This window comes from Chromobacterium sp. CV08 (assembly GCF_051129845.1).
In the GTDB taxonomy this organism is placed as follows: domain Bacteria; phylum Pseudomonadota; class Gammaproteobacteria; order Burkholderiales; family Chromobacteriaceae; genus Chromobacterium.
The window spans coordinates 4821823-4844063 of sequence record NZ_CP150453.1 but is presented as its reverse complement, the minus strand read 5'-3'; the positions used below and the strand labels follow the sequence as shown (position 1 = coordinate 4844063).

At 66.6% G+C, this 22241-nt stretch carries 20 protein-coding genes; 13 read left to right on the top strand and 7 right to left on the bottom strand.

Annotated features, from left to right (window positions below; translation table 11 throughout):
- Window positions 1-89 precede the first annotated feature (89 nt).
- From ccsB to WNM05_RS22205, 3 genes are all read right to left on the bottom strand, one after another.
- Window positions 90-1235 (bottom strand): c-type cytochrome biogenesis protein CcsB, encoded by a 1146-nt coding sequence (ccsB, locus tag WNM05_RS22215; RefSeq protein WP_434631220.1) that lies wholly within the window; start codon window positions 1233-1235, stop codon window positions 90-92.
- Complete coding sequence (locus WNM05_RS22210; RefSeq protein WP_434631217.1) at window positions 1235-3250, bottom strand: cytochrome c biogenesis protein ResB; 2016 nt, start codon at window positions 3248-3250, stop codon at window positions 1235-1237. The genes ccsB and WNM05_RS22210 overlap by 1 nt, the downstream gene beginning before the upstream one ends.
- Before the next feature lie 135 nt (window positions 3251-3385).
- The gene (locus tag WNM05_RS22205) at window positions 3386-4000 is read right to left on the bottom strand and encodes a c-type cytochrome (RefSeq protein WP_434631214.1); all 615 of its coding nucleotides are present in this window, start codon (window positions 3998-4000) and stop codon (window positions 3386-3388) included.
- Between the two features lie 92 nt (window positions 4001-4092).
- Between WNM05_RS22205 and yihA the strand changes: the two genes are divergently transcribed.
- Window positions 4093-4716: a ribosome biogenesis GTP-binding protein YihA/YsxC gene (gene yihA / locus WNM05_RS22200; protein ID WP_434631211.1), complete on the top strand. Its 624-nt coding sequence runs from the start codon at window positions 4093-4095 to the stop codon at window positions 4714-4716.
- Window positions 4717-4928: 212 nt separating this feature from the next.
- Here the strand turns inward: yihA and WNM05_RS22195 are convergent, their stop codons facing one another.
- From WNM05_RS22195 to WNM05_RS22185, 3 genes are all read right to left on the bottom strand, one after another.
- A complete protein-coding gene (locus tag WNM05_RS22195) occupies window positions 4929-5741 on the bottom strand; it encodes a septal ring lytic transglycosylase RlpA family protein (protein WP_434631208.1) in 813 nt (270 codons plus the stop codon).
- A gap of 103 nt (window positions 5742-5844) precedes the next feature.
- Window positions 5845-6309: a tRNA (uridine(34)/cytosine(34)/5-carboxymethylaminomethyluridine(34)-2'-O)-methyltransferase TrmL gene (gene trmL / locus WNM05_RS22190; RefSeq protein ID WP_101709969.1), complete on the bottom strand. Its 465-nt coding sequence runs from the start codon at window positions 6307-6309 to the stop codon at window positions 5845-5847.
- A gap of 40 nt (window positions 6310-6349) precedes the next feature.
- The gene (locus WNM05_RS22185) at window positions 6350-7060 is read right to left on the bottom strand and encodes a ComF family protein (protein ID WP_434631205.1); all 711 of its coding nucleotides are present in this window, start codon (window positions 7058-7060) and stop codon (window positions 6350-6352) included.
- A 98-nt stretch (window positions 7061-7158) separates the two neighbouring features.
- On the opposite strand from WNM05_RS22185, the gene bioB reads away from it, so the two are divergent.
- From bioB to WNM05_RS22135, 10 genes are all read left to right on the top strand, one after another.
- Window positions 7159-8142, top strand: coding sequence for a biotin synthase BioB (gene bioB / locus WNM05_RS22180; protein ID WP_434631203.1), 984 nt, complete (start codon window positions 7159-7161; stop codon window positions 8140-8142).
- 114 nt (window positions 8143-8256) lie between these two features.
- On the top strand, window positions 8257-9411 hold the full coding sequence (gene bioF / locus WNM05_RS22175) for an 8-amino-7-oxononanoate synthase (protein WP_434631200.1): 1155 nt from the start codon (window positions 8257-8259) through the stop codon (window positions 9409-9411).
- Between the two features lie 180 nt (window positions 9412-9591).
- Entirely contained in the window at window positions 9592-12441 is a 2850-nt protein-coding gene (locus WNM05_RS22170) for an EAL domain-containing protein (RefSeq protein ID WP_434631197.1), read from the top strand.
- Window positions 12431-13048, top strand: coding sequence for a class I SAM-dependent methyltransferase (locus WNM05_RS22165; protein WP_434631195.1), 618 nt, complete (start codon window positions 12431-12433; stop codon window positions 13046-13048). Before WNM05_RS22170 ends, WNM05_RS22165 begins: the two co-directional genes overlap by 11 nt.
- A 24-nt stretch (window positions 13049-13072) precedes the next feature.
- The gene (bioH, locus tag WNM05_RS22160; RefSeq protein WP_434631192.1) at window positions 13073-13837 is read left to right on the top strand and encodes a pimeloyl-ACP methyl ester esterase BioH; all 765 of its coding nucleotides are present in this window, start codon (window positions 13073-13075) and stop codon (window positions 13835-13837) included.
- Entirely contained in the window at window positions 13834-14742 is a 909-nt protein-coding gene (gene bioC / locus WNM05_RS22155) for a malonyl-ACP O-methyltransferase BioC (RefSeq protein WP_434631190.1), read from the top strand. The genes bioH and bioC overlap by 4 nt, the downstream gene beginning before the upstream one ends.
- A gap of 23 nt (window positions 14743-14765) precedes the next feature.
- The gene (locus WNM05_RS22150) at window positions 14766-15317 is read left to right on the top strand and encodes a GNAT family N-acetyltransferase (protein WP_434631187.1); all 552 of its coding nucleotides are present in this window, start codon (window positions 14766-14768) and stop codon (window positions 15315-15317) included.
- A gap of 15 nt (window positions 15318-15332) precedes the next feature.
- The gene (locus WNM05_RS22145) at window positions 15333-16226 is read left to right on the top strand and encodes a patatin-like phospholipase family protein (RefSeq protein ID WP_434631184.1); all 894 of its coding nucleotides are present in this window, start codon (window positions 15333-15335) and stop codon (window positions 16224-16226) included.
- Window positions 16227-16297: 71 nt separating this feature from the next.
- Window positions 16298-16948, top strand: a complete 651-nt coding sequence (locus WNM05_RS22140; RefSeq protein ID WP_434631181.1) for a glutathione S-transferase family protein — start codon at window positions 16298-16300, stop codon at window positions 16946-16948.
- Between the two features lie 134 nt (window positions 16949-17082).
- On the top strand, window positions 17083-17967 hold the full coding sequence (locus WNM05_RS22135) for a sterol desaturase family protein (protein ID WP_434631178.1): 885 nt from the start codon (window positions 17083-17085) through the stop codon (window positions 17965-17967).
- A 51-nt stretch (window positions 17968-18018) separates the two neighbouring features.
- Here WNM05_RS22135 and WNM05_RS22130 read toward each other — a convergent pair whose 3' ends face one another.
- Window positions 18019-18708 (bottom strand): glycine zipper 2TM domain-containing protein, encoded by a 690-nt coding sequence (locus WNM05_RS22130; RefSeq protein ID WP_434631176.1) that lies wholly within the window; start codon window positions 18706-18708, stop codon window positions 18019-18021.
- Between the two features lie 200 nt (window positions 18709-18908).
- Here WNM05_RS22130 and WNM05_RS22125 point away from each other — a divergent pair, with 200 nt between their 5' ends.
- Both WNM05_RS22125 and WNM05_RS22120 read left to right on the top strand, forming a co-directional pair.
- The gene (locus WNM05_RS22125) at window positions 18909-20597 is read left to right on the top strand and encodes an NAD(P)/FAD-dependent oxidoreductase (protein ID WP_434631173.1); all 1689 of its coding nucleotides are present in this window, start codon (window positions 18909-18911) and stop codon (window positions 20595-20597) included.
- Between the two features lie 256 nt (window positions 20598-20853).
- Window positions 20854-22224 carry an amino acid permease gene (locus WNM05_RS22120; RefSeq protein WP_434631170.1) on the top strand — a complete coding sequence of 457 codons (1371 nt, stop codon included), beginning with the start codon at window positions 20854-20856 and terminating at the stop codon, window positions 22222-22224.
- The last annotated feature ends 17 nt before the right edge of the window (window positions 22225-22241 follow it).

The following is a 22241-nucleotide window of genomic DNA, read 5'->3' as shown; positions in this document are numbered from 1 at the left end:
CTACAAGCATACCAAATGCCGGCGCGCCGGGCAGGGAAAATGCAAAAGGCCCGGCGCTTCGGCCGGGCCCGGAGTTGGCGCGATGCTCGTCACAGCCCGCCGTAGGAATGCAGGCCGGACAGGAACATATTGACGCCGAGGAAGGCGAAGGTGGTGACGACGAGGCCTATCACCGCCCACCAGGCCAGCGGCGCGCCGCGCCAGCCCTTGACCAGCCGGATGTGCAGCCAGGCGGCGTAATTCAGCCAGACGATCAGCGCCCAGGTCTCCTTCGGGTCCCAGCTCCAGTAGCCGCCCCAGGCGTCGGCCGCCCACATCGCGCCCAGTATCGTGGCGATGGTGAAGAACAGGAAGCCGACCGAGATCGCCTTGTACATCATCTCGTCCAGCACCTCGGCCGGCGGCAGGCGGTCCTTCAGCCAGCCCTTCTGCACCAAGAGCTCGCCGACGCCGAGCATCGCCGCCAGCGAGAAGGCGCCGTAGCCGACGAAGTTGGCCGGCACGTGTATCTTCATCCACCACGACTGCAGCGCCGGGATCAGCGGCTGGATGCCGTGCGCCTGGCGGTCCAGGCTGTACCACAGGATGAAGCCGACCGCGGCGCTGACCACCGGCAGCACCAGCGCGCCGGCCGGGCCGGCGGCGAACTTGGCCTGGTAGTACAGATACATCAGCGAGGTGATCAGCGTGAACAGCACGAAGACCTCGTACAGATTGGACACCGGGATGTGGCCGACGTCGGGCGCGATCAGATAGCTCTCGTACCAGCGCACGAACAGGCCGGTCAGTCCCATCGTCGCCGCCGCCCAGGTCAGGCCGGCGCCCATCCTGTACAGCGTGGCCGAGCGCCGGGCCAGACTGGTCCAGTACACGGCCGTGGCCAGGAAGAACAGCGTGCACATCCACATGATGGCGGACTGGCTGGCCAGTACGTATTTGAGCCAGAACGCGCTTTGGCCGCGGGCCAGATCGTGCTGGTACAGCTGGACGCCGAGCAGCGCCAGCGCGCCGGAGAGCGGGAAATACCAGCGCCAGGCTTTCCAGAACCAGCCCAGCGCGATCAGCCCCAGCGCCGAGCCGGCCAGTATCGCCTGCTCGTAGCCGTCCATCGCGTGGTGGTAGAGGCCGAAGGCGTAGCCGGCGGCGACGGCGATCAGCAGCGCGTACGCCCAGTCGCGGCGGTCCAGCCGGCGCCACAGCGGCAGGCGTTCGAATGTCGTGGTAGCCAGTTCCATCATATTCCCCGTGTCAGCTGTTTGATCGCGTCGAGATGACGCTGGAAGTCGCGGTCCAGATCGCTGTTGTGGCGGTTCGAGGCCATCGCCACCCGCACCTGGCGGCCGTCCAGGCGTATCCACAGCCGCAGTTCACGCACATAGAACATTAGCACGATGCCGAGCACCAGCAAGACCGAGCCCAGGTAGACCAGCGCCTTGCCCGGCGAGCGGGTCAGCTGCAGGCCCGAGGACTGCACCTGGTCGAAGCCCTCCAGCTGCAGCAGCACCGGCGCGCCGTAGTCCTGCAGGCCGCTGGCGGCGACCAGGCCGTCCAGCAGGAAGCGGTAGTGTACGGCGTCGGCGGCCAGCGGCTTGGCGCCGGCCTTGTCGTCGGCCACCGCCATCACGTCTATCACCGCGCCTTGCAGTATCTTGATGTAGGTCTGCGCCACCGCCTGGCGCTTGTCGGCCGGCACCCTCTGGTCCAGGAACTGCTCCAGCCCGTCGAAGCCGCCCTGGGCGAAGCGCTGCAGCACGCCCTTGACGCTGTCGCCGAACTGGCGGGCCAGCTTCTCGTCGATGACGCCGCCCTGGCGCGCCTTGCGGGTGGCGCGCGCGGCGATCTCCTCGTACAGCGACGGGTCGCGCAGCGCGGCGTACAGGCGCATGAAGCGGTCCAGCTTCATGTCGTCGTCCAGCGGCAGGCGCAGGTACTGGAACGGATCGGCCGGCGTCTTGCGCATGCCGGCCATCATATAGCTGGCGCCGTCCTGCTCTATCGGCGACATATAGTTGACGTATTCCACTGCCTGGCCCTGGGCGTCGCGCAGCTTGAAGGCGATGGACGGGCCGAAGTTCTTCAGCTCGTGGGTCTGCTTGACCTCGCGGGCGTCGTGCATGCGCTGGCGCAGCGAGGGATCGGCCTCGCCCGGCTTGCCGACGTTCTCGATGTTGAACACCCTGAGCTCGCCGAATTCCAGCGCGTAGTCCTTGCCGTTGGCGCGCAGCGGCTGGCTGGCCATCGACACGCCGGAGAGCGGCACCGGCGCGCTTTGCGGCGCGGCCAGGTTCCAGGCCTTGAGCCGCAGCGGCGAGCCGCCGTCGCCGAAGGAGGCCTGGTAGATGGCGATGCCGTCGACGATCAGCGGATGATTGACCTTGACCGTCGCCTCGGTGACCTTGCCGCTCGCCTTGTCGGTGACGGCGATGTCGCTGGCGAACAGCTTGGGCATGCCGTTGCTGTAGTAGTCGACGTGGAATTTCTTCAGCGTGACGATGAAGGGCAGCTCCTGCACCAGATAGCCGTTGCCGGCGTTCAGGAAGATGACGTCGGCGCTCTTGCCCTCGGCGACGTTGACGTTGCCGCGGAAGGACAGATTGCCGGCCGACAGCCGGCTGGGCGCCGGAATCTGGCTTTGCGGCAGGTCGCGGGTCTCCGGCACCACGCGGCCGGCCAGCTCGGCCAGCTTCAGCGGCAGATTGCCGTCCAGCAGGCCGCCTATGCAGATGACCACCAGCGCGGCGTGGGCGCAGAAATAGCCGAGCTTGCCGGCCGCGCCCTTCTTGGCGGCGATCAGTCGGCCGTCGCCGCGTTCGGCCTCGCGCCAGCGGAAGCCCTGCGATTGCAGATAGGCCAGCAGCGGCGCCGGCGCGGCGGCTTCGGCGGCGAAGGCCTGGCTGTGCGACATCGCTGCCAGCGAGGCGTCGCTGGCCTTTTCGCGATAGCCGCGGATCTGGTGGATGAAGCCGGGACCGTTGCGGATGATGCACAGCGTGGTCGACAGCATCAGGAAGGCCAGGATGGTCAGGAACCAGGCGGAATGGTAGACGTCGTACAATCCCAGCTGTTCGAATACCTGGAACCAGAACTGGCCGAATTCAAACGCGTAGTTCGGATAGGGCTCGTTCTGCTTCAGCACGGTGCCGATGATGGAGGCGATCGCCAGTATCGTCAGCAGGCCGATGGCGAAGCGCATCGAGCTGAGCAGTTCGTACAGCGCGTGGCGGATGGAATGACGGTGTTGGTTTTTCATTTTCGGATAGGCAAAAAGGGAAGCCCGCCTGGAGCTTCCCTTTTGAGCGCGCCTGAGCGGCGAAGTTGCGGCGGCCTGCCGGGCTGCGCGTCAGCGGCGGGTGCGGATGCAGCGCGGCGGCCGGCATGGCGGGAATCAACGCAGGCCGGAGATGTACTCGGCCACCGCCTTCATTTCGGCGTCGGTCATCCGGCTGGCGATGTCGGCCATGATGGAGTTCTTGCGGGTGGTGCCGGCCTTGAAGTCGGCCAGCTGCTTGGCGACGTAGGCGGCGTGCTGGCTGCCCAGGCGGGGGAACTGGTCGGGCAGGCCCTTGCCGGCCGGTCCGTGGCAGGCCATACAGGCGGGCACGTGGCTGGCGGCGTTGCCGACGCGGTAGATCCTGGCCCCCAGCGGCATCTGCGCCTTGTCGGCGGCCTCGCGGTCCTTCGGCTTCTGCTGGCTGAAGTAGGCGGCCAGATTGCGCATGTCGTCGTCGGACAGCGTGGCCGTCATGCCCAGCATCGTCGGTTCCTTGCGCTCGCCCTTCTTGAACGCCTGCAGTTGGCTATACAGATAATGCGGATTCTGACCAGCCAGCGCCGGGTAGGTCGCCGCCGCGCTGTTGCCGTCCGGACCGTGGCAGGCTGCACAGACCGTCTCGGCGATCGGCTTGCCTTTCGCCGGGTCCCCCTTCGTCTCCGGTGCCGCCGCCAGCGCATTGCCGGCCAGGATCAGGGTTGCCATCGCCAACAGCATTTTACGTCTCATGGTCGCTCCTTTAGGGGGGATCCCTAAAATATCTGTAAAAGTAGCAATTCCAAACCTGTTATTCTATACCAACTGATTTCAACCTTACTACCATGTCGATTTTTCAGAACGCCCGTTTTTATACCACCGTCAACCATATGAAGGACCTGCCGGCCACCCGCGCCGAGGTCGCCTTCGTCGGCCGCTCCAATGCCGGCAAGTCCAGCGCCATCAACACGCTGGCCAACCGCACCCGGCTCGCCTACGTCTCCAAGACGCCCGGCCGGACCCAGCACATCAACTTCTTCGAGCTGGGCGACGAATGCTTTCTGGTGGACCTGCCCGGCTACGGTTACGCCGAGGTGCCGGAAGCGGTGCGGGCCCACTGGGTGGAGCTGCTGGGCCGCTACCTGCAGACCCGGCAGAGCCTGATCGGCCTTCTGTTGATTATGGACGCTCGTCATCCATTAAAGGACCTGGATCGCAGAATGTTGGAATTTTTCCGCGAGGCGCGGCGTCCAGTGCACATCCTGTTGTCCAAGGCCGACAAGCTGTCGCGCCAGGAGCAGAGCAAGGTGCTGGCGCTGGTGAAGCGCGAGCTGGCCGACTACCCGGCCGTCAGCGTGCAGATGTTCTCCAGCCTGAAGAAGGCCGGCGTCGACGAGGTGGAGCAGGTGGTCAAGGGCTGGTTCGACGCGCTGCCGCCGGCGGACGACATCGCCGGGCAGGAACTTTGAATCGGGTCCCCCGCCTAAGCAGCAGGTGTTCACACCTCCCGCTTGGCTCCCTGAGCGGGGCCTGAATCATTGGTATCCAGGCATTGCCCCGGCCCCGAGGTCGGGGCTTTTTCTTGGCGCCCGTTCGAGGCGCCCATCGGACGGGCATGAAAAAAGGCGAAGGATGCATCCTTCGCCTTTCGCCCTTTGCCATACGGTTCAGCTGACAGCCATTACAGGCTGGTGATCACGGTCTCCACGTGCAGGTTCTCGGCGGCGCTGCGCACCGCCTCGTCCGACGGGAACGGCCCAAGCCGCACCTTGTACACCCCCTGCTGGTTGACGATGCCGAGCTTGGAATCGTACTTGTCGTCCAGTTCGTCCAGCGTCCTCTGCAGCAGCGCCTCGGCGTTGGCCAGCGTGCTGAACGAACCCAGCTGCAGGTACTTCGGATTGTCGCCGGCACGCAATTCGCGGGCTACCGGCTGGGTGGCCGGCTGCGCGGACGCGGAGTAGGTATTGTCGGCGGCCGGCCAGACGCGATCGATCGCGATCTTGGCGCTGCCCTGCTTGATGAAGCCGAGCTTGTAGGCGGCTGCGTACGACAGATCCATCAATCGGCTCTTGTGGAACGGACCGCGGTCGTTGACGCGGACCACCACCGACTTGCCGTTGGTCAAGTTGGTCACCCGGGCATAGCTCGGGATCGGCAGCGTCGGATGCGCTGCGGTCATGGCGAACATGTCGTAGCGTTCGCCCGAGGACGTCCTGCGTCCATGGAACTGCTTGCCGTACCATGAGGCACGGCCGGTGGCGTGATAAGGCTTTTCACGCACATCGGGACGGAAGCTCATCCCCAGCGCCGAGTAGGGCAGGTTGGCCGACTTGATCAGCGGCTCGTCCTGCGGCACGGCATCGGGGACCAGATTCAGGTTGACCGGGATATGATCGGCCGGACCGTCGTTCTGGAAATAAGCTCCGTTTTTGGCGACGGACTTCTTGTTGGTCGGCGACGCCGACTGGTTTGTGGCACTGGCCGTCTTCACGGTGGAACAGGCCACAAGCACGAGACTGACAAATAGAAGCCACAGCCATCGGAGTACAGGTTGCATAAACCTCCCTATGCTGTTGGGCCAACCTTGCGAACCGCTATACCCCCCCGGCGAAATCGAGCTGGCGCCAAGCCTCGAATACCGTCACGGCGACAGCATTGGAGAGATTGAGACTTCTCGACTCGGGACGCATCGGCAAGCGAATCCGTTGTTGCGCCGGCAGGGCAGCCAGCACATCTTGCGGCAAGCCGCGGGATTCGGGACCGAACAAAAATACGTCCCCGGGTTGGTAGGAAATCCGGTCATGGCGCGTGGCGCCCCTCGTCGTCGCGGCGAATATCCGTCGTCCCTGAAGCGCCCGCAGGCAGGCGGACCAATCTTCGTGGACGACGACGCGGGCATACTCGTGGTAATCGAGTCCTGCGCGCCGCAACTTGGCATCCTCAAGCGGGAAGCCCATCGGTTTGACCAGATGCAGTTCACAGCCGGTGTTGGCACATAAACGAATCACATTGCCCGTGTTGGGCGGAATTTCCGGCTGAAATAGAACAACAGTGAACATCGTTGGCAGGCTGGATTGTTCCAAGGAATCAAAATCTTGGTCAAGTTTTTGGGGAAAACGCCCGGGCAAGCACCCATCCGTCGACCCGTTTTGCCCCCTGTTTTTTCAGCTCGAGAGCGAGCGAGGACAGGGTGGCGCCACTGGTGGCGACATCGTCGATGATGGCAATGGAAAGCCCGTCGCAGCGGCGTTTTACGCCGAATGCATGACGCACGTTTCGCAGTCTTTCGTCGCGGCCGAGCGAGGCTTGCGGCGATGTGTTGCATTTTCGCCAACACATGCGCTCCGAAAAACGGCTGTTTATTGTAACAGCGAACGCCCGGGCGAGCTCGGAACTCTGATTGAAGCCTCTTTCCGCAAGTCTTTCATTTGCCAATGGAACGGGAATGACAAGGTCGTATGACGGGGCTTGACAACGGGCGAAATCGCTGAGCAGACCTGCCAGGACACCGGCCAATTGTAAGCGCCGGCCGTACTTGAACGCGTATATCAGTCCGTTCAGGGGGTAGCCAAACAGATAAGGAACGTGTAGCGCGTCGAAGGCCGGCGCGCGCCGCTGGCAGTGGCCGCAACAGACGCCGCCGAGCGTCGGTTCGGCGCAGCGGGGGCAGTGTTCGGCCGGCAGCGCCGGCAGCATGCCGCGGCAGCCGCGGCACAGGCCGCCGCGGGCGTCGGACGCGCCGCACAAGACGCATGATTGATTAAAAATTGAGCAGTTGTCAATTAATGGCGATATCAGGTTTGACAGCATCGCGCTCTCGCTCCAAGATTTTGCCGGCCTGCCCAAGCGGGCAGGGTGACGGACCGGCAGGTCCTTCATCACAATGACCAACGGTAATGGAGCATACGATGCATTCTGCAACGATGGAGTTCAAGCGTCCGTCCCGGCCGCACCCGGAACAGGCCAACTGGAGCGTGGAGGAGGTGGAGGCGCTGCTCGGCCTGCCTTTCATGGAGCTGGTGTTCCGCGCCGCCGAAATCCATCGCCAGTTCTTCGACCCGACCCGGGTGCAGCTGTCGACGCTGGTGTCGATCAAGACCGGCGGCTGTCCGGAGGACTGCGGCTATTGCCCGCAATCGGTGCACCACGACACGCCGGTGGCCGATCAGCCGATGATGACGGTGGACGAGGTGGTGGCCGCCGCGCGCCAGGCCAAGGCCAACGGCGCCGGCCGCTTCTGCATGGGCGCCGCCTGGCGCGGTCCGAAGGACGCCGATCTGGAGCAGACGCTGCGCATGGTCAGCGAGGTGAAGGCGCTGGGCATGGAGACCTGCGCGACCTTCGGCCTGCTGCGCGACGGCCAGGCGGAGAAGCTGAAGGACGCCGGCCTCGATTACTACAACCACAATCTGGACACCGCGCCGGACAAGTACGCCGACATCATCCAGACCCGCGAGTACGAGGACAGGCTGGACACGCTTGGCAAGGTTCGCCGGGCTGGACTGTCGGTATGCTGCGGCGGTATCGTCGGCATGAACGAGACCCGTCGTGACCGCGCCGGCCTGATCGCCCAGCTGGCCAATCTGGACCCGCAGCCGGAGTCGGTGCCGGTCAACAATCTGGTGCAGGTGATCGGCACGCCGCTCGAGGGCGCCGAGCGGCTGGACTGGACCGAGTTCGTCCGCACCATCGCCGCGGCGCGCATCACGATGCCGAAAAGCTATGTGCGCCTGTCGGCCGGCCGGCGCGAAATGGACGAGGCGACCCAGGCGCTGTGCTTCCTGGCCGGCGCCAACTCGATTTTCTACGGCGACAAGCTGCTGACCACCGGCAATCCGGACGTGCTGGCCGACCAGTCGCTGATGGCCAAGCTGGATCTGCAGGCGCTGTAAAAAACATTAGCAATTCCACGCAGTGGTCTTAAATGGAAACATATATATAGTGTGTCGTGCCGGGGCGGCCCGCTGCCGCGGTTTGGTCAACAACGTAAAAGAGTGCAACCCGCCATGCGCCTGCAAGACCTGTCCGCAGCATTGCTGGAACTGGACGCCAGCCACCGCCTCCGCCAAAGGGCGACGCTCGAATCGCCGCAGGGCGTCGAGATCGTCGTCGACGGCGAGGAATACCTGTCTTTTGCGAGCAACGACTATCTCGGCCTGGCCGACCATCCGTCGCTGGTGCGCGCGCTGCAGCAGGGCGCCGACCGGTGGGGGGCGGGCAGCGGCGCCTCCCATCTGCTGACCGGCCACAGCCGGGCCCACCACGAGGCCGAGGAGGAACTGGCCCGCTTCGTCGGCCGCGAGGCGGCGCTGTTGTTCGGCTCCGGCTACGCCGCCAACCTGGCGGTGATCACCAGCCTGGTCGGCCGCGGCGACGCGGTCTTCGCCGACAAGCTGAACCATGCGTCGCTGAACGACGGCTGTCTGCTGTCGCGCGCCGATTTCCAGCGCTTCCGCCACAACGACCTCGACCATCTGGAGCAGCTGCTGTCCGCCAGCCGGGCCGGCACCAAGCTGATCGCGGTGGACGCCGTGTACAGCATGGACGGCGACGAGGCGCCGCTGCCGGCGCTGCTGGCGCTGGCCGAGCGCTTCGACGCCTGGCTCTACGTCGACGACGCCCACGGTTTCGGCGTGCTGGGCCATGGCCGCGGCGCGCTGGCCGAACACGATCTGTCCAGCGAGCGGCTGATCTATATGGCCACGCTGGGCAAGGCGGCCGGCCTCGCCGGCGCCTTCGTCGCCGGTGCGCGTCCCTTGGTGGAGTGGCTGCTGAACCGCGGCCGGACCTATGTCTTCAGCACCGCCCAGCCGCCGGCCTTGGCGGCCGCGGTGCCGGCCAGCCTGAGGCTGATCGCCGACGGCGAAGACCGGCGCGAGAGGCTGGCGCGGCTGGTGGCGCGCTGCCGCGAACGGCTGGCCGGCAGCCGTTTCTCGTCGGGGGCTTCCCGCACCCCGATCCAACCATTTATCATAGGCAGCGATGCCCGCGCCATGAAATTGGCTCATGGCTTGCGGCAGCAGGGCTATTGGGTGCCCGCGATCCGTCCGCCGACGGTGCCGGAGAACGGCGCCCGTCTGCGGATCTCGCTGTCGGCGCGCCATGAGCCGGCGCAGCTGGACGCGCTGCTGGACGCCATGCTGCTGTTGGCCGAAGCCTGACTCCCGCCCGAGGCGGGAGCCGTCGTGGCATGAGCTTGCTACTGTGACGACCCAAGCCCGGAGTCCGCTCCGGGCTTTTGTCTATCGAGCCTGCAAACAGGCTGGGGCGGCCGGTCCCTGGGGAAGGGGGCCGCGGGGTCGGGCGCGGATTTTCCGGCTAACTCGTACTACGATAATGACATGATGAGCACGGCTGAATATCTGGAAACCCCGGAGCAGGCCGCGGGGCGGGCCTTGGCCATGCTGCAGCAAACCGGCGGACTGTCGGCCGCCGCGGTGTGGTGCCGGGAGGGCGTGGTCTGGCGTCAACTTGCCGCCTGCGGCGCCGCAGCCGGCTTGCCGGCGGCCGACGCGCTGGAAAACGGCCGGCTGCCCGGCCCGGACGGCGGTGCGCTGGAACTGACGGCCGCCGGCCAACTGCTGGGCTGGCTGGTGTGGCGCGGCCGCGCGCCGGAGGCGGTGGCCGATATCGCCGCCTTGCTGACCGGCCACCTCCATTGCGCGGTGCTGCGCGCCGAGCAGGCCGCCGCCCGCGTCGCCAACGAGACGATGCTGGAGATCAGCCTGCTGGCCGGCGAGGGCGCCAGCCTGGAGCGGATACTGCCCAGGCTGCACCGGCTGATGTCGCGGCTGATGGACGCCAGCAATTTCTACATCGCGCTGTACGACGAGGAATGCGCCACGCTGCGCTTTCCGTTCTATGTCGACCTGCATGATCCGGCGCCGCCGGCGCCCGATGCCGTGTTTCCGGTCAATGGCGCCAACAGCTCGCTGACCGCCTGGCTGATACGCGGCGGCAAGCCCATGGTGCTGACCCGCGAGCGCATCCTGGAAATCTGCCGGCAGCACGAGCTGGCCCAGCCGCTGCTGCCGGCGTCGTTCTGGATGGGGGCGCCGCTGGTCAACGCCGCCGGCAATCTGATCGGCGCGGTGGTGCTGCAGCTGTACGACGAGCAGACGCCGTTTTCGTCGGCCGAGCAGCTGCTGTTCATGTTCGCCGCGCGCCACGTCGGCTTCGCGCTGGACCGGGTACTGTACCGCAGCCAGCTGGAGCGGCAGGTGTGGCTGCGCACCAGCGAGCTCGAGGGCGCCAACGCCAGGCTGCGGGCCGAGGTGTCCGGCCGCAAGCGCGCCGAGAAATTCCAGGACGTGCTGTTCCGCATCGCCGAGCTGTCCAATACCAGCCTGTCGCTGGAGGCCTTCCTCAGCGGCCTGCACCGGCTGCTGTCGGAGATGGTGGCGGCACGCAACTGCCTGGTGGCGCTGTACGACAGCGTCAACGACCGCATCGCCTTTCCGTACTGCGCCGACGAGCATGCGCAGTCGCTGCAGCCGCGCAAGCCCGGCAAGGGCTATATCGAGCAGGTGCTGCACAGCGGCCGGCCGCTGCTGATCGACCCGTACGGCAGCGACGTCGGCGCCGGCGACGACGACGACGGCGCCGTCCGGCCGAAAAGCTGGCTGGGCGTGCCGCTGTATTGCGGCCACGAGTTGCTGGGCGTGCTGGCGGTGCAGAGCTACGAGAGCGACGTGGTGTACAACTTCCGCGATCAGGAAGTGCTGGAGTTCGTCGCCAACAACATCGGCACCGCGCTGGCGCGGGTGCGCGCGCTGGAAAGCCTGCAGCTGGCCTACGCCGAGCTGGAGCAGCGGGTGCGCGAGCGCACCAGCGAGCTGGACGCGGTCAACGCCCAGCTGGAGTTCGACAGCCTGCACGATCCGTTGACCAAGCTGCCGAACCGCAGCTATCTGGCCAAGGCGCTGCGCCGCGCCTGGGACGCCTATCTGGCGGGCAGCGGCGACCGTTTCGCCGTGGTCTTCATCGATCTGGACCGCTTCAAGCTGGTCAACGACACGCTGGGCCATCTGGCCGGCGACCATCTGCTGTTCGAGGCCGGCGCCCGCATCCGCGCCTGCCTGCGCCATTACGATTTCCTGGCCCGGCTGGGCGGCGACGAGTTCGCCGTGCTGATGTTCGGCATGGACGCGGTAGAGGAATGCGAGGCCATCGCCCGCCGCATCGTCAGCGAGTTCGAGCGACCGGTGATCCTGGCCGGACGCGAGGTGTTCTCCACCGCCAGCGTCGGCGTGGTGCTGGCCGACCGCGAGCACTACCGCAAGGCCGAGGATCTGCTGCGCGACGCCGACCACGCGATGTATTGCACCAAGCAGCAGGGCCGCCAGGGCTATACGCTGTTCAGCCACCAGCTGCGCATAGACCAGGCCGACCAGCTGGCGCTGGAGAGCGAGCTCAGGCGCGCGCTGGAGGAGGAAGGCCAGCTGATCCCGTACTACCAGCCCTTCATCGACGCCGGCAACGGCAAGCTGGCCGGCTTCGAGGCGCTGGTGCGCTGGCAGCATCCGCAGCGCGGGCTGATCTCGCCGGCGCTGTTCCTGCCTATGGCCGAGGAGAGCGGGCTGATCACCCGGCTGGACCGCTACATGGTCAACGCCGCCTGCGCCCAGCTGCAGGCCTGGCGCGCCGAAGGCCAGGTCGGAGAGGACATCGCGCTGCACATCAATCTGTCGTCGGCCAATTTCCACGATCCGGACCTGGCCGGCTGGATAGGCGGCCGCATCGCCCATTACCAGCTGCCGCCGGCGATGCTGCACCTGGAAATCACCGAGAGCGCGCTGATAGACCAGCCGGAGACCGCCGCGACGACTATGCAGGCCTTGCACAGCCTGGGCGTCAGGCTGGCGCTGGACGATTTCGGCACCGGCTACTCGGCGCTGTCCTATCTGCACCGCTACCGTTTCGACGTGCTGAAGATAGACCAGTCCTTCGTGTTCGACCTGGACCGCAAGGAGGAGTCGGCGGCCATCGTCCGCGCCATCCTGGCGCTGGCGCGCGCGCTGGACCTGGACGTCGTGGCCGAGGGCGTCGAGACCGGCAGCCAGCTGGCGATGCTGCGGGAAATGGGCTGCGCCAAGCTGCAGGGCTTCTACTTCGCCGCGCCGGCGCCGGCCTGGGGGCTGGACTGGGCGAGGCTGGCGCGCTTCGAGCAGGAAATCCGCGATGCCGCGTGACTGGGCCAACCGCCTCAACCGCTGGCGCTACGATCTGTACGCGCCGCTGTACGACAAGCTGGCGCAGGGCTTCGCCGCCCACCGCCGCCGCTCGCTGGGCCTGTTGAACCCGCAGCCCGAGGAGCGCGTGCTGCTGGTCTGCGCCGGCACCGGCCTGGATCTCGACTTTCTGGTGCGCTGCCGCCATCTGAGCGCCATCGACATCGCGCCGGGCATGCTGGCGACGCTGCGCGGGCGCGCGGCCAAGCTGGGGCTGGACGTCGATGCGCGCGAGATGGACGCGCAACGGCTGGATTTTGCCGACGCCAGCTTCGACGCGGTGGTGCTGCACCTGGCGCTGGCGGTGGTGCCGGACCCGCGCGCCTGCCTGCTCGAGGTCGAGCGGGTGCTGAAGCCCGGCGGCCGCGTGGCGGTGTTCGACAAATTCCTGCCTGACGGCGCGCGCGCCCCGCTGTGGCGCCGCGCCGGCAATCTGCTGGCGCGGGCGGTGGCCACCGACGTCAACCGCCGGCTGGGCGACATCGTCGCCGTCACCAAATTGCAACGCATTCACGACGAAGAAGCCGGCTTCGGAGGTTTCTTTCGTATCGCACTCTTGCGAAAATAAGGTTTTCGCCCAATTTGTCCGTTCATGAATCTGTTTGTCGAAACGCTGGGCCGGGGCCCGGACGTGGTGATGCTGCACGGCTGGGGCCTGCACGGCGGCGTGTTCGCCCGTGTGGCCGCGCAGCTGGCCGACCGCTACTGCGTCCACCTGGTGGATCTGCCCGGCCACGGCGCCTCGCCGGCGCTGTCGCGCTTCGACGCCGACGCGGTCGCCGATCTGCTGGACGCGCATTTTCCGTTGCCGGTCCATCTGCTGGGCTGGTCGCTGGGCGGCTTGATCGCCCAGCACTGGGCGGCGCGTCATCCGGACAAGATCAGGAGCCTGGCGCTGGCGGCCACCAGTCCGCGCTTCGTCCGCGACGAGAGCTGGCCGCACGCGCAGGAACGCAAGGCGATAGAGGCCGTCGCGCAAAGCCTGGACACCGCGTTCGAGCAGACGCTGGAGCGTTTTCTCGCGCTGCAGATGATGGGCGCGCCGGCCGCGCGCGACACCCTGAAGGCGCTGCGCGGCGAGCTGTTCGCCCACGGCCGGCCGCAGGGCCTGCTGCCGGCGTTGCGCTTGCTGCTGGAGGCCGACGCGCGCGCGTTGGCCGCCGACATCCGCTGCCCGACGGCGCTGTTCTGCGGCGCGCGCGACGCCATCACCCCGATCGGCGCCGGCCGCTGGCTGGCCGCGGCCCTGGCCGACGCCGTCCTTTACGAATTCCCGCAGGCCTCGCACGCCCCCTTCCTGTCGCATGAACAGGACTTCGTGCGCGCGCTTGCCGAGCATCTGGAAAAGCAGGCATGAGTGAAGCGTTTTACACCGACAAGGCGCGGGTGCGCGCCTCGTTCGAGAAGGCCGCGGCCAGCTACGACTCCGCGGCGGTGCTGCAGCGCGAGGTGTCCGACCGCATGGCGGAACGGCTCGACTACATCAAGCACCAGCCGGCGGTGATCCTCGACGCCGGCGCCGGCACCGGCTACGGCGCGGCCGAGCTCAGGCGGCGCTATCCGCAGGCGCGCGTCGTCGAGCTGGACCTGGCGCATGCGATGCTGCTGGCCTCGCGCGAGCGCGGCCGCGCCGGCGACGGCCTGCTGAAGAAGCTGTTCAAGCCCAGCCTGCCGTGGCAGATCAACGCCGACATCGAGCGGCTGCCGCTGGCCGACGCCAGCGTCGACATGATCTGGTCCAATCTGACCATACAGTGGATCAACGAGCCGGACCGGATGTTCGCCGAGATGCGCCGGGTGCTGAAGCCGGACGGCCTGCTGATGTTCTCGACGCTGGGGCCGGACACGCTGTTCGAGTTGCGGGCGGCCTTCTCCGGCGTCGACGGCGCCACCCACGTCAACCAGTTCATCGACATGCACGACATCGGCGACGCGCTGATGCGCGCAGGCTTCGCCGAGCCGGTGATGGACATGGAAAAGATCGTGCTGACCTACGACGACGCCAAGAGCGCGATGCGGGACCTGAAGGCGATAGGCGCGCACAACGCCACCGCCGGCCGCGGCCGCGGCCTGATGGGCAAGCAGGCCTGGCGCAATGTCGAGCAGGCCTATGAGCAGCATCGCCGCGACGGCAAGCTGCCGGCCAGCTACGAGGTGGTGTACGGCCACGCCTGGAAGGGCACCGGCAAGAAGCTGGCCAAGATGAGCGACGACGGCCGGCAGGTGATCGAGTTCGTCAAGAAGGCGCCGCGGGCCGAATAGGCGGCGCGATCGGGAGAACCGCGATGGAAGGGGAGATCCGCGCCGCGCGTCCGGACGACGCCGCTTGTCTCGCCGCCTTGTCCATTCAGGTGTGGCTGAACACCTACGCTGTGGACGGCGTCCGCCAGGCGCTGGCCGATTACGTGTTCGACGCGTTCACGCCGGCGACGCTGGCGGCGCTGATCGCCGATCCGTCGCGCCGGCTGCTGGTGGTCGAATTGGACGGCCATCTGCTCGGCTATGTGCAGCTGAAGCGGGACAGTCCCTGCGACGGTTTCGACGGCCCCGCGCTGGAAATGGAGCGGCTCTATCTGATGGAGGGCCATACCGGGCGCGGCCTGGGGCGGCGCCTGACGATGGCGGCGCGGCAGTGGGCGGCCTCGCTGCCCGGCCAGCCGCGGCTGTGGCTGACGGTATGGCACCGCAACGAGCGCGCGATCGCGTTCTACCGCCGGATGGGCATGACGGTCCACGGCGAATGGCATTTCGAATTGGAGGGCGCGCGTCAACTGAATTATGTGATGCTGGATGCGCCTGTTGTGACGGCCGACGACGCCGCCGGCCGCCTGTACTGAAAGTCTGATGGAATCATGATAAGCAGAAACATTTTGCGTCCGGTCCTGCTGGCCGGCGCCGCCGCGCTGCTGGCGGCTTGCAACTCCACGATGATGCCGACGCCGCAGCCGCAACAGGCGGCCCGGCCCAGGATCGCGCTGGCGCTCGGCGGCGGCGCGGTCAAGGGCTTCGCCCACATCGGCGTGATCAAGGTGCTGGAAGGCGCCGGCATCGTGCCCGACATCGTCGTCGGCACCAGCGCCGGCAGCGTGGTCGGCAGCCTGTACGCGTCCGGCCTCAACGGCATGCAGCTGCAGCAGCGCGCGATCGCGCTCGACCAGGCCGATCTGACCGACTGGACGCTGTCGACCAAGGGCGTGATCAAGGGCGAGAAGCTGCAGAACTGGATCAACGCCCAGGTCGGCAACCGTCCGCTGGAGAAGCTGAGCAAGCCGTTCGCCGCGGTGGCGACCGAACTGGACACCGGCCGCAAGGTGGTGTTCCGCATCGGCAACACCGGCCAGGCGGTGCGCGCCTCCGCCAGCATCCCCAACGTCTTCCTGCCGGTGAAGATAGGCAACAAGAGCTATGTCGACGGCGGCCTGGTCAGCCCGGTGCCGGTCAGCGCCGCGCGCGAGATGGGCGGCCAGTTCGTCATCGCCGTCGACATCACCGGCCGACCGAAGAGCGGTCGCGCCACCGGCTTCCTGTCGATGCTGGACCAGAGCCTGAGCATCATGAACGGCCCGGCGCTGACGCAGGAGCTGCAGCAGGCCGACGTGGTGATCCACCCGAATGTGCTCAATATCGGCTCCGCCGATTTCGACGCCCGCAACCAGGCGATACTGGAAGGCGAGAAAGCGGCGCAGCAAATGCTGCCGCAAATCCGCAGGCTGCTGCAGCAGAAAAGCCTGACGCTGGCCAAATAAGGGGCTATGATCCGGCGGGCGGGCCGCCGGGCCGGGCCGGCCCGCTCCCGCGCATTTCCCATGGAGACGGCATGATCAGACTGCACGGTATTCCGCTGTCGCCCTACTACAACAAGGTGAAGATCGCCTTGCTGGAGAAGGGCGTCAATTTCCAGGAAGTGGTGACCACTCCGTCGCAGGAGGAGGAACTGCTGGAAAAGAGCCCGATGGGCAAGATTCCCTTCGTCGAGATCAACGGCCATCCGCTGGCGGAGTCGACGGTGATACTGGAATGGCTGGAGGACGCCTATCCGACCGCCTCGCTGCTGCCGCCGACGCCGAACGGCCGCGCGCTGGCGCGCGAGCTGACGGCGATGCTGGAGCTGTACGTGATGCTGCCGGCCAGTCCGCTGATCCGTCACATGCTGAAAGGCACGCGGCCGGAGCCGGAACAGGCCGAGGAGATCCGCCTGGCGGTGGCGCGCGGCATAGGCGCGGTGGCCAAGCTGGCTCAGCGCCGGCCGTGGCTGGCCGGCGAGGACTTCAGCTTCGCCGATCTCAGCGCCGCCGGCATCCTGCCGGTGGTGGCGCGCTTGAGCCAGGGTTTTCTCGGCGAGGACATGACGCAGCGGATGGAAGGCTGTTCCGACTATCTGCGGCGCCTCGGCGAGCGCCAGAGCGTGGCCCGTGTCTGGGCCGAGCGCGACGCGTCGCTGGCGGCGCTGATGGCCCGCCGCGGCTGAGCCGCGCGGCCGCCCGATATGGCTTTCCCGCCACAGCCGGAGGGGAAAGCTCGCCGGGTCGGCGGCGGAGATTGACAGCGCGCCCGGTATAGAGCCTAAACTCCAATCAAGTGTTTGCTCTGTGGTGGGTCGCGATGAAATTTCCGGTTGAACTGATATTGCTGGCGCTGGCGCCGGTCTTCCTGCTCTTCGTCGCCTGGGAGCTGTGGCTGTTCCGGCGCCAGGGCCGGCTGGCCCGCTACGACTGGCGTGACTCGCTGTGCAGCGCGGCGCTGGGCCTGCTGCACCAGGGCGCCGACAAGCTGGCCTGGGTGCTGGTGCTGCCCTTGTACGGCTGGATCTATCAGCACCACCGGCTGCTGGACTTCCCCGCCAGCTGGCTGGGCTTCTTCCTGCTGTTCCTCGGCCAGGACTTCCTCTACTACTGGTTCCACCGCGTCAGCCACCGCGTCCGCTGGCTGTGGGCGGCGCACAGCGTCCATCACAGCTCGACGCGGATGAATTTCACCACCGCCTTCCGCCAGAGCCTGATGTATCCGCTGGCCGGCATGTGGGCGTTCTGGCTGCCGCTGGCCTGGATAGGCTTCCCGCCCGAACAGGTGGTGGCGGTGGTGCTGCTGAACCTGGCCTTCCAGTTCTTCGTCCATACCCAGGCCTCGCCCAAGCTGGGCTGGCTGGAATACGTGTTCAACACGCCGTCGATACACCGCGGCCACCACGCGAAGAACCCGCGCTACATCGACCACAACTACGCCGGGGTGCTGGTGATCTGGGACCGGATGTTCGGCAGCTATGTCGAGGAACTGGACGATGTGCCGTGCGACTACGGCACGGTCAAGCCGGTCGACAGCTTCAATCCGCTGTGGGTCAGCGTGGTCGAGTGGCGCGACATGCTGGCCGAGGCCTGGCGCGCCGACGGCTGGCGCGATCGGCTGACCGTGCTGTTCGGACCGCCGGAGGAGGCGGAGAAGGTGGCCGAGCGGCAGCGCGCCGGCGCCGCGAGGCGGGCGGCGGCCTGACACGGAAAAGGCCCGGCGATGCCGGGCCTTGTCGTTGGCTGATCCGGGCGATCAGACCAGCAGCTTGCCGTCCTTGGCCGGCAGCGTCTTGCCCTTCGGCTTCTGGTCCATGCGCACGGTGCCGGTCTTGCCGTCCAGCGAGTAGCGCACATTGTAGCCGACGATCTTCTCGGTCTTCACGTCCTCGGTATTGCAGACGGTGCGGGTGCCCGTCACCTGGTCGCGCTGCTGCATGCCTTCCTGCACGCGGTTGCCGGCGTAGCCGCCGGCCAGCGCGCCGATCACGGTGGCGGCCTTCTTGCCGTTGCCGCCGCCGACCTGATTGCCGAGCAGGCCGCCGACGACGCCGCCTATCACCGAGCCGGCGATGCGATTCTCATCCTGCACCGGCGCCTGATGCACCACCTGTTCCTGGTGGCAGACCTGCTTGGGCTCGGTGCCGGCTTCGCGGATAGGTGTCACCGACAGGATGCGTGCGTGGGTCGCGTGGACCGGTTTGGGCGGGGCGGCGGGTGCGGCGGCGACGGCGACCGGTTGCGACGCCGGCTGGACGGCCACCGTCGAGGCGGCGCTAGGCGCCAGCGCCTGCACGGCGGGAGCGGAGGCCTGGGCCAGCGGGGCGCTGGCGACGGCGGCGGTTTCCGCCTTGGACGATTTCAGCGCCTGGATGCCGGCCACGCCGACCGCGCCGAGCGCGATGCCGCCGCCGAGCAGGCCGGCGATCAATAACGGTTGTTTCATTGTTCTCTCCCTGAAAGCGACGCACTGGTCACTGATGTCTTCGACTGCGATTATCGATAAACAGTTGCAACAGTTGTGTTTTCCGTTTGTCACCGCAGGTAACCGAATATTTCCGACTGGAAGCGATGTTATGCTATTCGGGTATCGGGCGCAGCCGCAGGCCGCCCACCAGACCACGCCATTCGATCGAGAGGAAACGCATGCAGCCGTTCACGCCCAAGCCGGAAAGGCATTTCGCCTTCATTGACCAGTTGTACGACTATGGCGCCTTTCTCGAATCGGCCGAAGCCGGCATCGGCCGGCTGCCCGCCGAAGCCGCCGGCGCCAGGATAGGCATCGTCGGTGCCGGCATCAGCGGACTGGTGGCCGCCTACGAGTTGTTGCGCGCCGGCGCGAGCGACGTGACGCTGCTGGAGGCGGAGCCCGGCCGCATCGGCGGCCGCGCCTATACCAAGGCGTTTTGCGCCGAACAGCCGCGCTTCGTCGCCGAGCTCGGCGCGATGCGTTTTCCGCCCAGCGAGGTCGGGATGTTCCATTATCTGCGTCGCTTCGGCATCGCCACCAGCTCGGTCTTTCCGGACCCGGGCGTCGTCGACACCGAAATCCACTACCGCGGCCGCGGCTATGCCTGGGCCGCCAACCAGTCGCCGCCGGCCTTGTTCCAGCGCGTACACCGGGGCTGGTGCGCCTTCCTCGACGAAGGCGCCGAGCTGGACAACGGCGTCAGGCTGGCCGCGCCGCACCGGCTGACCGCGCTGCTGGCCGACGGCCGCTACGAGGAGGCGCGAGGCGAGTGGCAGCGGTATCTGGACAGCTGCGGCGACCTGTCCTTCTATTCGGCGCTGGTCAGGATCTTCTGTGGCGAGCGGCCGCCGGGCGGCGAGCGCTGGTGCAAGCCCGACGATTTCCAGCTGTTCGGCTCGCTGGGCATCGGCTCCGGCGGCTTCCAGCCGGTGTTCCGGGCGTCCTTCATCGAGATCATGCGGCTGGTGGTCAACGCGCTGGAGACCGATCAGCGGCTGATCCCGGAAGGCATCTCGGCGCTGTCCGGCCGGCTGGCGGCCGAGGTGTTCGACGGACAAAGCGTCGGGGAGCGGGTCAGGCACGCCAGGGTGAACGGGGTGACGCGCGAGGGCGGCGCGATACGCGTTCAGCTGGACGACGGCGGGGCGCTGGACTTCGACCGGCTGATCGTCACCTGCACCAACCGCTCGATGCAGGTCAACCTGAAGCTGAGCCAGGGCGGCCACTGGTTCGACGCCGACGTCCGCCGCGCGATCAACGAAACCCATCTGGTCGGCTCGTCCAAGCTGTTCATCCTGACGCCGCGCAAATTCTGGCTGGACCACGGCCTGCCGCACAACATCCAGACCGACACGCTGGTCAAGGGCGTGTACTGCCTGGACTACCAGCCGGACGATCCGGACGGCTGGGGCGTGGTGCTGATCAGCTACACCTGGGAGGACGACTCGCACAAGCTGCTGGCGCTGGCCGGCAAGGCGGCGCGCTGTCGGCGGCTGGTCGAGGACCTGGCGGTATGCAATCCCGAGTTCGCCCGGCATCTGCGGCCGCTGAACGACGACTACGAGCGCCACGTGCAGGAATACGACTGGATTTCGGATCCCAACGCGCTCGGCGCCTTCAAGCTGAACTACCCGGGCGAGGACGGCTATTCGCGCGATCTGTTCTTCCAGTTCCAGTCGGCCGGCCGCGCCGACGATTGCGGCGTCTACCTGGCCGGCTGCGGCAGCTCCTTCACCGGCGGCTGGGTCGAGGGCGCGGTGCAGACCGGGATCAACAGCGCCTGTGCGGTCATACGCAGCTGCGGCGGCGAATTGGCGGCCGGCAATCCGCTCGACGAGATGCGCTGCCGCTACGATTATCGCTGAGGCGGCGGAAAATGCAGGAGATTGCCGCCGATCGGGCGGCTGCGGTCATATTTCGCAGGATGAGGCGGATGTTTCGGCAATTTATCAACATAAATTCTAATTAATGTGGAATTTAATCAATAAAATAAAACCAAAAGTCATAATTTGGATATTTTATTTTGATACGGGGGTTTGACGCTGCCGGGGCCGCGATGGTTAGATGTCGCAGCACTTTCGCGGGTGGCGAGCGCCGCCCGTCCAACAAGGAGAATTGATAGTGAGCGAAGCCCACACCGGTTTGCAGCGCGAGCTGAAAAACCGCCACATCCAGCTGATCGCGCTGGGCGGCGCGGTCGGCACCGGCCTGTTCCTCGGCTCGGCCAGCGTCCTGAAGGCGGCCGGCCCCTCGATGATACTCGGCTACGCCATCGCCGGATTCATCGCTTTCCTGATCATGCGCCAACTGGGCGAGATGGTGGCCGAGGAGCCGGTGGCCGGTTCGTTCAGCCACTTCGCCTACCGCTACTGGGGCAGCTTCGCCGGCTTCCTGTCCGGCTGGAACTACTGGGTGCTGTACGTGCTGGTCAGCATGGCCGAGCTGACGGCGGTCGGCGCCTATGTCCAGTACTGGTGGCCGCATGTGCCGACCTGGCTGACGGCGCTGGTGTGCTTCGTCTGCATCAACGGCATCAACCTCGCCAACGTCAAATCGTACGGCGAGACCGAATTCTGGTTCGCGCTGATCAAGGTGGCGGCGGTGGTCGGCATGATCGTCTTCGGCGGCTATCTGCTGCTGTCCGGCACCGGCGGCCCGCAGGCCTCGTTCAGCAATCTGTGGAACGACGGCGGCTTCTTCCCGCACGGTTTCGGCGGCCTGTTCATGATGATGGCGGTGATCATGTTCTCCTTCGGCGGCCTGGAGCTGATAGGCATGACCGCGGCCGAGGCTTCCGATCCGCAGAAGACCATCCCCAAGGCCGTGAACCAGGTGATCTACCGCATCCTGATCTTCTACATCGGCTCGCTGGTGGTGCTGCTGTCGCTTTACCCGTGGAACAAGGTGGCCGCCGGCGGCAGCCCCTTCGTGATGATCTTCCAGCAGATCGGCGCCGGCTTCACCGCGCATGCGCTGAACTTCGTCGTGTTGACGGCGGCGCTGTCGGTGTACAACAGCTGCGTCTACGCGACCAGCCGGATGCTGTTCGGCCTGGCGCAGCAGGGCAACGCGCCGAAGCCGCTGAGCCGGCTGGACAAGCGCGGCGTGCCGGTCAACGCCACGCTGTTCTCCGCCGTCGCCACCTTCGCCTGCGTGATCCTGAACTACCTGCTGCCGGGCGAGGCGCTCGGCATCCTGATGTCGCTGGTCGTGGCGGCGCTGGTGACCAACTGGGCGATGATCAGCCTGACCCATCTGAAGTTCCGCCGGGCCAAGGCCGGCCAGAAGATGGTGTTCCCGTCGTTCTGGTTCCCGCTGTCGAACTGGCTCTGCCTGGCCTTCATGGTGATGATACTCGGCATCCTGCTGTTCACGCCGGGCATGGCGGTGTCGGTCTACGTGCTGCCGGTCTGGCTGGCGCTGCTGTGGGTGGGCTTCAGGCTAAAAAAGTCCCGGCCGGCCGAAGCCCGGCTGGCGAATGAGAGCGCCTGAGCGCCGATGCCGGGCTT